Source organism: Bradyrhizobium ottawaense, from assembly GCF_900099825.1.
In the GTDB taxonomy this organism is placed as follows: Bacteria; Pseudomonadota; Alphaproteobacteria; order Rhizobiales; family Xanthobacteraceae; genus Bradyrhizobium; species Bradyrhizobium ottawaense_A.
The window spans coordinates 2,136,766-2,150,001 of the sequence record NZ_LT629693.1; the positions used below are offsets into that span (position 1 = coordinate 2,136,766).

A 13,236-nucleotide genomic window follows, 5' to 3' on the forward strand; every position below is an offset into this window, starting at 1 on the left:
CCTCGCGCCGGCTGAAAATCGTCTTGAGGTTCGTCAACGGTCTCGGCGTCATACCATTCTCCCCGGTACGACCGATCTGGCCGACCGGTTGGCAGCTTGCGGAACGCTTTAGTACATTCTCAGTTGGCGCGATGCGCAGCCCGCCGACCTAGTCGGAGCATCAACGTATTGGCCGCAATGGCAACCACGACGACGACAAGAACGACGGCTGTCGACAGCGGAACGTTATGCTGCGCCATGCCGTTGACCAGCAGGAATCCAAGGCCGTGTTGCGAGGAAAACATCTCGCCGATCAGCACACCCAGCATTGTCAGCGAAAAGCTGATTCGCAGGCCGTTGATGACATCCGGCAGACAAGCCGGCAACAGTACCCAGAGCATGGTGCGCCCGGGCGAAAGCCGCAGCACCTTGGCCGTCCGGATCAATACGGGCGGCAGGCCGCGCACCGCCCCCAGCGTAAACAGCGTCATCGGCACGAGGCCATGCATTACGCCAAATGCCACCTTGGCCGACATGCCAAGGCCGAAGATTAGCAGCACGACCGGATAAAGCGTTACCTTGGGAATCGTATAGAAGCCTACCAGCATCGGCTCGGCGACTTCTCCCGTGAAGCGGTGCACCCCGAATATCAGTCCGAGCGCCAAGCCTATCATCGACGAAAGCGCGAAAGCCAACAGAAACGCATACAGTGTCGCTGCCGCGTGGTCCCAGAACATCGGGGTACGAAACAAATCAAACAGATAGGCCAGCGTCTGAAGCGGCGGCGAAACGGCAACGCCTTTCGTCCAAATGCTAATCGCCTGCCAAAGCGCCAGTATCGCCAGGGTCAGCAACGTAGCATCGAATGCGTGGATGCGCCTGCGCGCACTTTTCGACGGTGAGACCTCAAGTGAAAACTCGCTCATCCTGTTGAACGGCGGCGCGCCAGACGCCCCTCCCATACATAGAGAATTCCATTGGCGACGATCGCGACCAGCAATACGAACAGCATCAGGCCGTACATCGCGCGGTTGTCGAAGCTCTGGTACGCGTAGGAAATCGAGTAACCGAGCCCGGTGCCGGAGAGGATGAATTCACCCGCAATGACGCCGATCAGCGCATAGCTCAGCGCCAGCTTGAAACCGCTGAACAGGCGGGGCAGCGCATCGGGGAGTACGATCCACCACAGGGTTCGTGCCGGGCCAAGCCGCTGGACGCGGGCCAGCTTCAACAGCACGGGTGAAACGCCATCCAGCCCCGAAAGCGTGGCGATCATCACGGCAGGCGCGGCAGAAAGCACACCCAGCACCACCAGCGGCGCCTTGCCCAGGCCAAGCAGCGCCACTAGCAGCGGATAGAAGATGAAGGTCGGCACCGAGTAATACGAGGCCAGCAACGGATCGAAGATATCGCGCAACCGTGACCAGCGGTGAAGCAGGACGCCGCCCAATGTGCCCAATCCGAGCGCCAGCACGAATGCAAGCGCGATGGTCGAGAACGTCTGCATGATGCTCTCGTCAAGCTCTCCGGAAAAAACATGGTCGATCATCGAGGTGACCATGGCACTGGGTGGAATGACGGTCAGCGGATCGATGATACCGGTACGGCAGCAGACTTCGAGCAGCAGAACCAGTCCTGCCAAAACGGCGGTGCGGACCAGGAGAGCCGCGCGCCGCCGCGTCAAGCCACCCTCCCCATCGTCTTGAGGGACTCCTCGCGAAGCGAAGACCACAGCCGCGCCGTCAGTGTACCGAAACTCGGATGCGAGACGATGCGGCTGTCACGCTCGCGAGGCCAACCGGTCTCCACCATGTCGATGAAGCAGCCCGGCCTGGCGCTCATCACGCCGACGCGATCGGACAGCATGGCGGCTTCATCCAGCGCATGGGTAATCAACAGCACCGTGGCGCCGGTCTCGCGCCAGAGCCGCAGCAACTCGTCGCCCATCAAAAGCCGGGTCTGCTGGTCGAGCGCGCCGAAGGGTTCGTCGAGCAGGATCAGCCTTGGCCGAAGCACCAGCGTGCGCGCAATGCAGACCCGTTGCCGCATGCCGCCGGAGAGTTGCGCCGGATAATGATCGGCGAATTGCACCAGCCCCATGAAACGGATGGCGTGCTCGACCCGTTCGGCTTTTTCCGTTTCCGGCAGATTCGAGGTGCGCAAGCCAAACGCAACGTTCTGCCGGACAGTGAGCCAGCGCATGCTCGAATCTTCCTGAAAGACGACGCCGACGCCTTCCGGAACCTGGCCGTGCAGTTCCTTGCCTTCAAAATGCACGCTGCCGCTGGTCGGACGTACCAGGCCGCAGAGCACATCGAGCAAAGTCGACTTGCCGCAACCCGAAGGCCCGACGACGGAGAAAAATTCACCGCGGCGGATTTCCAGGTCGATCGGGCCGAGTGCATATACGACCGGGGGCCCTTCATAATTCCGGACCACTCCGCTCAGGGTTACGTGCGAGGGCTCGCCCCCGTAGGCTCCGCTCATTTCGAGGCACGCAGATCCGCCGGCAGATAGGACGTATCGACGTATTTCGACCAGTCCACTTCGCCGGTCATCTGGCCGGTGATCTGCAGACCTTCGACCATGTGGTTCATGGCCGTATAGTCGAGCCGGCCGTCGCTCCAGTATTTCTCTTTGATCAACGCCTGTAGATGGGCCCGGAACAGATTGGCGTTCGGATTATTATAGGCCTTGGCAGTAATGTCGGCGGATTCGTCCGGATGCTCCAGGGCGTAAGCCAGCCCTTCGCGGCGAGCAGCGATCAGGCCCTTGATGACCTCGGGATGTGTCTTGGCGTACTCTGCCGTCGTAATCATCACCGTCTGCATCATGCGCGAGTCCATCGCATCGCGCACCATGAACAGCGGCTTCACCAGTTCCTTGTTTTGCGCGAACACCAGCTCGTCGGAGAAGCCGGCATCGACGGCACCGCTGCTGACGGCGGCGAGGTTGGCGCCGAGATCGCCGGCCGGCACCAGCTTGACCTGTTGTTGGGTAATGCCGTTGGCCTTCAGAGCCATCAGGATCACCATGTTGCTCACGGAGCCCGGCGCGGTAAAGGCGATCTTCTTGCCGACGAGATCCTTGATACCGGTGAGACTCGAATCCTTCTTCACCACCCACATCTGGTCGGATACGCTTTGTGCACCGGCGCCGATGATGATGAGCTTCTGGCCGGAATTGATGGCCTGCACCGCTGCGGCCAGCGAGACTTCACCGAAGGGAATGCCGCCGGCCAACGTATTGCGAACCGCGGTGCCACCACCCGCTGCGGTCAGGATGCCCGTGACATCGACGCCGTTCTTCTTGAAGAACCCTTTGTCCATGGCGACCGCATAGGGCACGCCATAGAATTGTCCGCCCCAATGCGTGACGGTAATGGTCTCAGCCCGCGCGGCCGGCGCTTTCCAGCCCACGGTCGAAGCGACCAGGCCCAGGATCAGGCCGGCTCGCACCAGTGATTTTCCCTTTGTCATGACGTTTCCCTGTTGCGGTTGTTATCTTTCAGATCTTGTCGATCGGGATGCCGTTACTTCTTGTGGCTATCCGCCAGGCCGTACCGCTTTTCGAAGGCATGCACAGCGGGAAAGCCCATCAGCGTGTTCATATCCGTAAACGGCAACATCGGTGCTTCGCTGCCGGTGGCCGATCCGGTCGTCTTGAGATGGCGATAAACCAATCGCAGCGCGCCCGCCGCCGTCAGGAAGCCAGAGGCCGGATAGAGTCCGATTTTGAATCCCATCGAGGCCAGCTCGCTCGTCGATAGATAGGGCGTGCGACCGCCCTCGACCATGTTCGCCAGCAAAATTGCTCCCTTGAACGTCTCGGCGACACGGCGCAATTCTTCCAGGCTTTCCGGACTTTCGATAAACAGTACGTCGGCGCCGGCCTGAAGAAAGCGCTCGGCCCGCCGTAGGGCAGCGTCCATGCCCTCGGCGTAACGCGCGTCGGTCCGCGCAACGATGAGAAAGTTGCGATCCGGCCGCGCATCCACGGCGACACGGATCTTGGCGACCGCGTCCTCAAGCGGAATCACGCGACGGAATTCGGTGTGCCCGCATTTCTTCGGGAATTCCTGATCCTCGAGCTGAATACCTGACGCCCCTGCACTGGCATAGCCACGAACGGTGCGATCGACGTTCAGCAATCCACCGTAGCCAGTGTCGCCATCGGCGATGAACGGCTTGTTGCAGGCGCCGGCGATGACACGGACACGGTCAAGCATCTCGGTGAACGTTGCGGTACCTGCGTCGGCTACGCCAAGCGCGGACGCCACCACACCATATCCGGTCATGTAAAGCGCGTCGAAACCGATGCTCGTCGCCACTCTCGCCGAAATGCCGTCGAAGACACCAGGAAGTGTCAGACACCCCTGCCTGCTCAACAGCGAACGCAACGTCGTTGCTTCAGCCAAACTATCCCCTCCCTTGACTTTCGAAATCTGCGCACCGGTGGGTTCCACCCGCACGCATTTGCTTTGTTGTTCAGCAGGCAACGATGCGCCGCGCTTAGCCTATTCCGGCCGCAAGCCCGTTTCCCGGATTAACTTGGTATACAATAGCGTGTCCTGCTCGATCAGGCTCCTGAATTCGTCGCGCGTGGTGACCGTCGGATCGCAACCCGAATTCGAGATAAGTGCGGCTACCTTTGGGTAATGCAATCGTAGGCGCCGGGCGCCACAACCATATCCTGCCGCGGCATCTCGCGTAGTCGACCTGAAGCCGTCATGAGCTACTCCGCAGTTCACCAGGTAAGATCTCGCGAAACGCAATCTGGACCAATGAGGCACAACCGTTTTCGTCCCCATGCTAGTTATCGGAGAAGCCCTTGGCAAACAGGGATGCCCGACTAAACGTCGGGGTTCACCCGGCGTGAACCGGATTCCGCACCCTCATTTCGGCGGAACCACCGGCGGATGGGCGCCTCGTTCCGGCCTTGCGCAGCTGGGAAACCGCCGGACAGCAAATTAGTCTTCCGTCCACCGCGGATACCGACTGGGCATGTCGCTGCAGACCTTGCCGGGAAAAGCCGGCGGGCGATCTTCGAGAAACGACGCGATGCCTTCGCGGACGCCGGCATGACTGCCGCGTTCTCTCGATATCGCACCGTCGATCGCAGGCCAAACGGATCGGGCGCCAGCGAAGCGCCACAGCATTTGCCGCGTGAGCGCGACCGAGACGGCGGATGTCTCCGAGGTCAGCTCGCGTGCGATCTCTCTGGCGCGGGCGAGAATATCCGCAGGCTCTGTCAGCTCACCCGGCAGCGGTCCAGCATTATCCGCGCGTGGTGGAGAACCTGGCCGAAGCCATCAAGGCCCGCGCGCCGGACGGGGAAATGGCGCGGGCCATCCGAGAGCTGGTCGAAAGCGTCAACTAAAGCACACTGGTGCATGCATCAAAGCGTCGCTCGACCGATTTGACTTGGAAGAGTAAGCCGGATGAGTATTGGTGCGTGTCATGTCGTAGGTTTCCAGGCGCCCGAGCACACTCCCGGATGAGATTATGCTCGGCGTAAAACGCGAGCGCCTTGGCGGCGTCCCCTTTTGCAAAAGCTCGGGCGGCGCTGCGATTCATTCGAGCCTATTCGGCAAACAGGCGAGACAATGCCGCTCCGACATCAGATTGCCGCGGAGGATCTGCCCCAGCGCGCCCGCATGTAAAGGCTGCGCAAGTCGACGCAAAAGACAGCACCCGATGAAGTTCGGCGGCATCTAACTGCGCCAGCGCTTCGGTTTTGATCCGTCCGATGGCGCGCAAGGCGAACAACAGTGCAGCCTGAAAGCTGTCGCCCGCCCCGATCGTGTCGACGACATCTATCGCGGGCGCCTTGACCTCAGCCGAACCCGCCTCTCGATGCCACGCCTGAGCACCCCGGATTCCACGCGTGACGACGACAAGGCTCGTACCCGCAGCGATAAGTGATTTCGCCCACTCGCCATAGTCGCTGCCGCCATAAAGAAACTCGAAGTCGACATCCGACATCCGCACGATATTGGCAGAGGCGGCAAACGCATTCATCTGGTCGACATAGGTGGTCTTGTGTCTGACGAGATTTGGCCGGCAGTTCGGATCGAAGGAAATGGTTGTAGACCCGCCTGCATCTTCGATGATCGCCTGCGCCTGGGCTGCGCCCTTGTCATTGGCGAGTGTGGTCGATCCGATATGGATTGCTTCGATCTCGGCGAAGGGGATGGAGCCGCGCCGATGGGTCCAGTTTCGGGACGCCGTCGCCTCGTCATAGAAAGCATATTGCGGCTCGCCCTCGACGTGGCGGACGAAGGCAAGCGTCGTCTGATGCTCGCTGCGCGTCGCGTAGCGAAGTTCAACATGCGACGTGCGCGCGTGGTCTGCGATCATGCGTCCGAAAAGATCGGTCGAGATGCCGCCCACAAACCCCGCCAGCGCTCCCAACCTCGCCATGCCGACAGCGATGTTGAGGCAGGATCCTCCCACGACCGGTACGGCCGCGGAGCGCCCGTCAACGGATTTGACCGGCAGGAAATCAACTAGCGCATCTCCGCAACTCAGCAGCATGGCTCTAGCTTTTCGTCTCAACTACGGCAATCGATTCGATGTTCCGCATGGCATCGCGGCTTTCCCGGTCGAGCTTTCGCATCAGCGCGTGAACTTGCCGCTTTGTCCGGTGGAAATCGGTCAATCCCGGCGGTGTCGACTCGCTCAGCCGGCCGATCGCCGACATTGAGGCCATCGCTTCGCCGATAGACCCGCAAGACTTCGCCGCAACCGCACCCAGCATGGCGGCACCGAGCAGGACAGGCTCCTGCGTTTCGGGCACCGCAACTGTCAGGCCCGTCGTATCCGCCATGATCTGGCGAACCAGCGGACTTCGTCCTGCGCCACCACTGATCACCATCATGTCGCTATCCACGCCGTGCGATCGAAAAGCTTCGACGACATCGGCAAGACCATAGGCAAGCCCGCACAGCCCGGCCACGAACAGACGCTCCATCGAGCCGATGTCGACGTCGAGATCCATGCCTGCAACCACCGCGCGGGAATATGGATCGGCGAAGGGTGAGCGGTTGCCGAGAAACTCGGGCAGAACGTGGATGTCGCGGGCCAGAAACGCCGCCCCACCCAGGCTTGGCGCGTGCGAGACGATGCGCCGTTCGAGAAATTCCAGGACTTCCATGCCGGCAGCATGGGCGATCGCGACAGCCTCGTCATAGGCGGGATGAGACCTGATGAGGTGATCGATGGCCGCACCGGCGGCGGACTGTCCGCCCTCGTTGAGCCAAAACCCCTGCACCATCCCCGAATAATAGGGACCCCAGACGCCCGGGACGAAGCAAGGTTTCGATGTTGTCGCCATGATGCAAGCCGAGGTTCCCATGATGTAGGCAAGACGACGGCGCACATCGACCGACTCACCCGACTTCCCGCGCCCGCCGATCGTGCCCACCCCTCCGGCGTGAGCGTCAATCAGCGACGCAGCGACCGGCGTACCTTCGTGAAGGCCGAAATCCCGTGCCGCCGACTGCGTCAGACCGGCACCGAGCGCCGTGCCAGACGCGACGATCTCTGTTCCGATCTTCGCGTATTTGTCGGCGACGAGGTCGCCGAGACCAACGCGTTCGAAATAGCCGCGGCTCCAGCGCTGATCGTGGGCGAGATAATTCCATTTGCAGACAACCGTGCATATCGATCGCGCCGTCGAACCGGTGGCGCGAAACGAAAGATAGTCGGCGAGGTCGAAGAAATGACCGGCCGATTGATAGGTCGATGGCAGGTGCCGCTTCAGCCACAGCAGTTTTGGAATTTCCATTTCCGGCGAGATCGAGCCGCCGACATAGCGGAGCACATCGTCCTGCGTCTCGTTGACTCGTCGGGCCTCGGCCATCGCGCGATGGTCCATCCAGACGATGACGTTTCGCCGCGGGTCGCCGGAGCTACTTACCGTCAGCGGATTGCCTGAGGCATCGATGACCACAAGCGAACAGGTCGCATCGAAACCCACGCCCTTTATGGCGGAAGCTGGAAGTGCGGCCTCCGCCATCGCCGTGCGGACCGAGGTGGCGCAGGCCGCCCAGATCTCGGCGGAGGACTGCTCCGCCACGCTGCCAGCCTCGTGCCACACCGTGATCGGATGCCGGGCGGTCGCCAGCAGGATTCCGTTCTCGTCGAACACTCCAGCGCGCGCGCTCGATGTTCCAACATCGATGCCGATGAAGGCCTGCTGCATCACAACCCCGCTTCAGTTCAGCACCAGCTCACCAGCACGTATAGCCTCCATCAACGAGGACAACGCTGCCGGTCATCAAGCTGGCGGCATCGGACGCCAGGAACAGGACGACGGAGGCAATTTCGTCGACCTCCCCCATCCGCGCCATCGGCGTGCCACCGATCCAGGCATCGTACATCTGCGGGCTGTTTTTGACGAATGCGTTGAGTGGGGTTGCGATATAAGTCGGCGCCACGGCGTTGACGCGGACGCCGCGCGCGCCCCACTCGGCCGCGAGCGACTTGGTGAGATGGTGCACTGCGGCCTTGGAGGCATTGTAGTAGCTCTGCTCCTGCGGTTTGTTGACGATGAAGCCTGACATCGAGCCGATGTTCACAATGGAACCGGACTTCGCGTCCAGCATGTGCTTGCCGAAAGCGCGGCAGCACCAGAACGTGCCGTTGAGATTGACGTCGATGACGTTCAGCCAATGTTCGTCGGTAACCTTTTCGGCCGGCGTCTCGCTTCGCGCGATGCCGGCATTGTTGACAAGGATATCGATGCCGCCGTAGCGGGATGCCAATTGGTCGGCGACCTCGGTAACACGCTTCGAGTCCGTTACGTCCATGATGACGATCTCGACATCCAGGCCTTTCGCCTTCAGACTCGCGCACCCGGTATCGGCAAGTTGGTGGTCGCGATCGGCGATCAGGACCTTCGCTCCCGCCTCCGCCAGGGCCTCGGCGCAGGCAAGTCCGATTCCCTGACCGGCGCCGGTCACCAGGGCCGTCTTTCGGTCAAGTTTGAATTTTTCCAGATACATCTTCTTGTTATTCCTGTTTGTCTATCGCGGCGACGCGCGCGATTTCGCTCATGTCCTGATCACCGCACCATCCTTGTCGAAACGGTGCAGCCGGACCGGATCGGGCGAAAGCCACACGCGATCGCCGGCTTTCAGGTTGAATTCTCCGATGCAGCGCGCCGTCAGAAGGCCGAGCTTGCCGGCATCGACATAGAGAAAGGTATCGCTGCCCAGATGCTCGGCGACCGACACGGTCCCGGGCCAGCCTTCCCCCTCCTTGCCGATTTTCAGATGCTCGGGCCTGACGCCGAGCGTGGCGACGGCCGGTTCGCCGACAGCTTCGCCGGAGACGAAATTCATCTTCGGCGAACCAATGAAGCCGGCGACAAACAGGTTTGCTGGCCGCTCGTACAATTCCAGCGGCGAGCCGTATTGTTCGATGTTGCCTGCGTTGAGTACGACGATCTTGTCGGCCATGGTCATGGCCTCGACCTGGTCGTGGGTGACGTAGACGGCGGTGGTCCCGAGTTGCTTCTGCAGTTTTGTCACCTCCATGCGCATCTGGACGCGGAGTGCGGCGTCGAGATTCGACAAGGGCTCGTCGAACAGAAATGCCTTCGGCTCGCGCACGATGGCGCGTCCGATCGCGACGCGCTGGCGCTGACCGCCGGAGAGGTCGCGCGGTTTGCGCTCCAGATAGGGTGTCAGATTGAGCGTGGCGGCGGCGGCCTCCACCTTGCGGTCGATCTCGGGTCGCGGCAGCCCCGCCATCTTCAGGCCGAACGCGATATTGCCGCGGACGCTCATATGCGGGTAGAGCGCATAGGACTGGAACACCATCGACAGGCCGCGCTTGGCCGGCGGCACATCGACCACGTTCTTGCCGTCGATCAGGATCTGTCCGCCGGTGACGTCCTCAAGTCCGGCGATCAGACGCAGCAGCGTCGTCTTGCCGCAGCCGGACGGGCCGACGAAGACCACAAAGGAGCCGTTCTCGATATCCAGGTTGGCATCCTTGATGATGTTGACCGGCCCGAACGACTTGCGGACTCCCTGGAGCGTGATCTGGCCCATGATCTCTGTCCTTTGCTATTTGACCGCGCCGAAGGTCAGTCCGCGAACGAGTTGCCGCTGAGTGAACCATCCGAGAACGATGATCGGCGCAATGGCGAGCGTCGACGCCGCCGACAGCTTCGCCCAGAACAGGCCCTCTGGACTTGAATAAGACGCGATGAATACCGTGAGCGGCGCTGCGTCCAGGGTCGAAAGGTTCAACGTCCAGAACGCCTCGTTCCACGCCAGAATGAAATTCAGGAGGAGCGTCGAGGCGAGACCTGGAATCGCCATCGGCGTCAGCACGTAAATGAGTTCGCGTCCGATCGTCGCGCCATCCATCCGCGCGGCCTCAAGGATATCCTTGGGAATTTCCTTGAAATAGGTGAAGAGCATCCAGATCACGATTGGCAGATTGCCGAGGCACAGGATCATGACGAGACCGCCGCGGGTATCGAGCAGCCCGAAATCCCGGAAGATCAGATAGATCGGCACCAGCACGCCGACCGACGGCATCATCTTGGTCGAAAGCATCCAGAGCAGGACATCCTTGGTGCGCTTGGTCGGTGCGAAAGCCATCGACCACGCCGCCGGAACGGCGATAAGCATCGCGATCAGCGTCGACCCACCGGCGACAATGATCGAATTGAGCGCATGATGAACGTAGTCACTGCGCTCCTGCACTGTCGTGTAGTTCTCCGTGGTCCAGTGAAAGAACAGGAATTTTGGCGGCATTGAGAATGCCTCCAGTTCGGTCTTGAAGCTCGTCAGCACCATCCACAGGATGGGCAGGAAAATCAGAAATCCGAACAACCACGCGAGAGCCGTGGACACCCATACGCGTCTCGCTGTCACCTTGCGTGCCATCGCTTACGCCTCCAGATTCCGCCCGACGATCCGCACCAGGAAGAAGGCCACGATATTGGCGATCACGACCGCGACCAGTCCGCCGGCCGAGGCGTTGCCGACATCGTACTGGACCAGCGCCTGCGAGTAGATCAGGAATGCGATATTGGTGGTCGCCAGGCCGGGGCCGCCGCCGGTCGTGACGAAGATCTCGGCGAACACCGTCAGCAGGAATATGGTTTCGATCAGGATGACTACGGTGATCGGCCGCGCGAGATGCGGCAAGGTGAGATAGATGAAGGTCGACAGGGCGCTGGCCCCGTCCATCTCGGCCGCTTCCTTTTGCTCCTCGTCCTGCGACTGCAGCGCAGTCAACAGGATGAGGGTCGCAAACGGCAGCCATTGCCAGGCCACGATCAGGATCACCGCGAGCAACGGCGCATCGTTGAACCAGTCGATCGGGGTTGCGCCCACAATCGTCGCGATCCACGCGAACAGCCCCGACACCGGATGCATCAACAGGTTCTTCCAGACCAGCGCGCTGACGGTCGGCATCACGAAGAACGGCGCGATCACCATCAGGCGGACGATGCTGCGCCCGACCACCTGCTGATCGAGCAGCAGCGCCAGCGGCGTGCCGAGCAGGATGGTGATCGCGAGCACGGAACCGACCAGCACCAGGGTGTTCTGCAGCGCGGTCAGAAAAGCGGGGTCGGTGAGAAAGTATCGAAAATTCTCCAGCCCGACGAAGCTCCAGGTTTCCGAATCGAGCAGGCTGTAGTGCAGCGTCGAAAAATAGATCGTCATCGCCAGCGGGACGATCATCCAGATGAACAGCAATGCGACGGCCGGCGTCAGCAGGGCCCTTCCGAGGATCTGGGTTTGCTGCGTCGCCATCACGCCTCCTGCTGTCTCTTGAAGGGAGATGTGGCTGCCGTCCGTGTCCGGCCGGCAGCCCAGATTGGCGCGGGCGCGCTATTTGATATAGCCGGCGCGTTTCATTTCGCGTTCGGTGGCCGTTTGCGCGGCGGCGAGCGCCGCATCCACCGTCGACGAACCGGCCAACGCCGCCGAGAATTGCTGGCCGACGGTGGTGCCGATGCCCTGGAATTCCGGAATCGCCGCGTATTGCACGCCGACATACGGTACCGGCTGCACACTCGGCTTGTTCGGATCGGCGGCGTCGATCGATGCCAGCGTCAGCTTGGCGAACGGCGCGACCTTCAGATACTCCGGATTCTGGTAGAGCGAGGTTCGCGTGCCGGGCGGGACGTTGGCCCATCCCTCCTTCGAGGCGACGAGCTTGGTGTAGTCCTTGCTAGTCGCCCAGGCGATGAACTTCTCCGCAGCGGCGGTCTTCTTCGAGCCCGCCGGGATAGCGAGATTCCATGCCCACAGCCAGTTGGCGTTCTTGCCGAGCCCCGCATTCGGCGCGAGCGCGAAGCCGACCTTGTCGGCCACCCTGGAATCCCTCGGGTTGGTGACGAAGGAGGCCGCCACCGTGGCGTCGATCCACATCGCGCATTTGCCGGAATTGAACAGCGCCAGGTTTTCATTGAAGCCATTCGAGCTTGCGCCGGGAGGACCTGCAGCCTTCATGAGGTCGACATAGGTCGAGAGCGTCTTTTTCCATTCCGGCTTGTCGAATTGCGGCTGCCATTTCTCGTCGAACCAGCGCGCGCCGAACGAATTGGACATCGCGGTCAGGAGCGCCATGTTCTCGCCCCAGCCCGCCTTGCCTCGCAGGCAGATACCGTAGACGCCGCCGGACTTGTCGGTAAGCTTGTTCGCCGCATCGATCACGAAATCCCAGGTCGGTTTTTCCGGCATGGTCAGGCCGGCCTTCTGGAACAGGTCGGTGCGATACATGACCATCGAACTCTCGCCGTAGAACGGCGCGGCAAATAGCTTGCCCGATACCGACACGGCATCGCGAATCTTCGGAAGGAGGTCCGCGGCGTCGTAGTCAGGTCCGAGATTGTCGAGCGGAATGAGCCAGTTCTTCTTGGCCCAGATCGGAACTTCATAGGTACCGATGGTCAGCACGTCGAACTGTCCACCTTTGGTCGCGATGTCGGTGGTGACGCGCTGGCGCAGGACGTTCTCTTCGAACGTCACCCATTTCACGGTGATGTCGGGGTTTTTGGCAGTGAAGTCGCTGGTCAACGCCTGCATCCGGATCATGTCGGGGTTGTTCACGGTGGCGATGGTCAGGGTTGTCTGTGCGACGGAAGGGGCTGCGCCTAACAAGGTAGCCGCGCCCAGGAGGGCGCTGAGGACGTGTTTCACGATGACCTCCCTTATCTGACGTTGAGCATATGCCCACGCCTTGCATTTATGTTCACACTGAGTCCATGGGTTGTCAAGGATCG

The 13,236-nt window shown here is 61.3% G+C and carries 13 protein-coding genes; 1 reads left to right on the top strand and 12 read right to left on the bottom strand.

What is annotated here, in order from left to right; genetic code table 11:
- Nucleotides 1-119 precede the first annotated feature (119 nt).
- The 5 genes from BLR13_RS09970 to BLR13_RS09990 are packed head-to-tail and all read right to left on the bottom strand — an operon-like array spanning nucleotide 120 to nucleotide 4,396.
- Nucleotides 120-905: an ABC transporter permease gene (locus BLR13_RS09970; RefSeq protein WP_074831699.1), complete on the bottom strand. Its 786-nt coding sequence runs from the start codon at nucleotides 903-905 to the stop codon at nucleotides 120-122.
- A complete protein-coding gene (locus BLR13_RS09975; RefSeq protein WP_074824949.1) occupies nucleotides 902-1,663 on the bottom strand; it encodes an ABC transporter permease in 762 nt (253 codons plus the stop codon). The genes BLR13_RS09970 and BLR13_RS09975 overlap by 4 nt, the downstream gene beginning before the upstream one ends.
- Nucleotides 1,660-2,466, bottom strand: a complete 807-nt coding sequence (locus BLR13_RS09980; protein ID WP_074824947.1) for an ABC transporter ATP-binding protein — start codon at nucleotides 2,464-2,466, stop codon at nucleotides 1,660-1,662. The genes BLR13_RS09975 and BLR13_RS09980 overlap by 4 nt, the downstream gene beginning before the upstream one ends.
- On the bottom strand, nucleotides 2,463-3,458 hold the full coding sequence (locus BLR13_RS09985; RefSeq protein ID WP_074824945.1) for an ABC transporter substrate-binding protein: 996 nt from the start codon (nucleotides 3,456-3,458) through the stop codon (nucleotides 2,463-2,465). Before BLR13_RS09985 ends, BLR13_RS09980 begins: the two co-directional genes overlap by 4 nt.
- Before the next feature lie 53 nt (nucleotides 3,459-3,511).
- Nucleotides 3,512-4,396, bottom strand: coding sequence for an isocitrate lyase/PEP mutase family protein (locus tag BLR13_RS09990; RefSeq protein WP_074831697.1), 885 nt, complete (start codon nucleotides 4,394-4,396; stop codon nucleotides 3,512-3,514).
- A 791-nt stretch (nucleotides 4,397-5,187) separates the two neighbouring features.
- Here BLR13_RS09990 and BLR13_RS40030 point away from each other — a divergent pair.
- Entirely contained in the window at nucleotides 5,188-5,358 is a 171-nt protein-coding gene (locus BLR13_RS40030; protein ID WP_154070846.1) for a hypothetical protein, read from the top strand.
- A 203-nt stretch (nucleotides 5,359-5,561) separates the two neighbouring features.
- Here BLR13_RS40030 and BLR13_RS10000 read toward each other — a convergent pair whose 3' ends face one another.
- From BLR13_RS10000 to BLR13_RS10030, 7 genes are all read right to left on the bottom strand, one after another.
- Nucleotides 5,562-6,515, bottom strand: a complete 954-nt coding sequence (locus BLR13_RS10000; RefSeq protein WP_074824940.1) for a carbohydrate kinase family protein — start codon at nucleotides 6,513-6,515, stop codon at nucleotides 5,562-5,564.
- Nucleotides 6,516-6,519: 4 nt separating this feature from the next.
- On the bottom strand, nucleotides 6,520-8,184 hold the full coding sequence (locus BLR13_RS10005) for an FGGY-family carbohydrate kinase (RefSeq protein WP_074824937.1): 1,665 nt from the start codon (nucleotides 8,182-8,184) through the stop codon (nucleotides 6,520-6,522).
- 28 nt (nucleotides 8,185-8,212) lie between these two features.
- On the bottom strand, nucleotides 8,213-8,986 hold the full coding sequence (locus BLR13_RS10010) for an SDR family NAD(P)-dependent oxidoreductase (RefSeq protein ID WP_074824935.1): 774 nt from the start codon (nucleotides 8,984-8,986) through the stop codon (nucleotides 8,213-8,215).
- A gap of 48 nt (nucleotides 8,987-9,034) precedes the next feature.
- Entirely contained in the window at nucleotides 9,035-10,039 is a 1,005-nt protein-coding gene (locus BLR13_RS10015; RefSeq protein WP_074824933.1) for an ABC transporter ATP-binding protein, read from the bottom strand.
- A 15-nt stretch (nucleotides 10,040-10,054) separates the two neighbouring features.
- A complete protein-coding gene (locus BLR13_RS10020) occupies nucleotides 10,055-10,885 on the bottom strand; it encodes a carbohydrate ABC transporter permease (protein WP_074824931.1) in 831 nt (276 codons plus the stop codon).
- A 3-nt stretch (nucleotides 10,886-10,888) separates the two neighbouring features.
- Complete coding sequence (locus BLR13_RS10025) at nucleotides 10,889-11,761, bottom strand: carbohydrate ABC transporter permease (RefSeq protein ID WP_074824927.1); 873 nt, start codon at nucleotides 11,759-11,761, stop codon at nucleotides 10,889-10,891.
- A 78-nt stretch (nucleotides 11,762-11,839) separates the two neighbouring features.
- Nucleotides 11,840-13,153 carry an ABC transporter substrate-binding protein gene (locus tag BLR13_RS10030; protein WP_074824924.1) on the bottom strand — a complete coding sequence of 438 codons (1,314 nt, stop codon included), beginning with the start codon at nucleotides 13,151-13,153 and terminating at the stop codon, nucleotides 11,840-11,842.
- Between the last annotated feature and the right edge of the window lie 83 nt (nucleotides 13,154-13,236).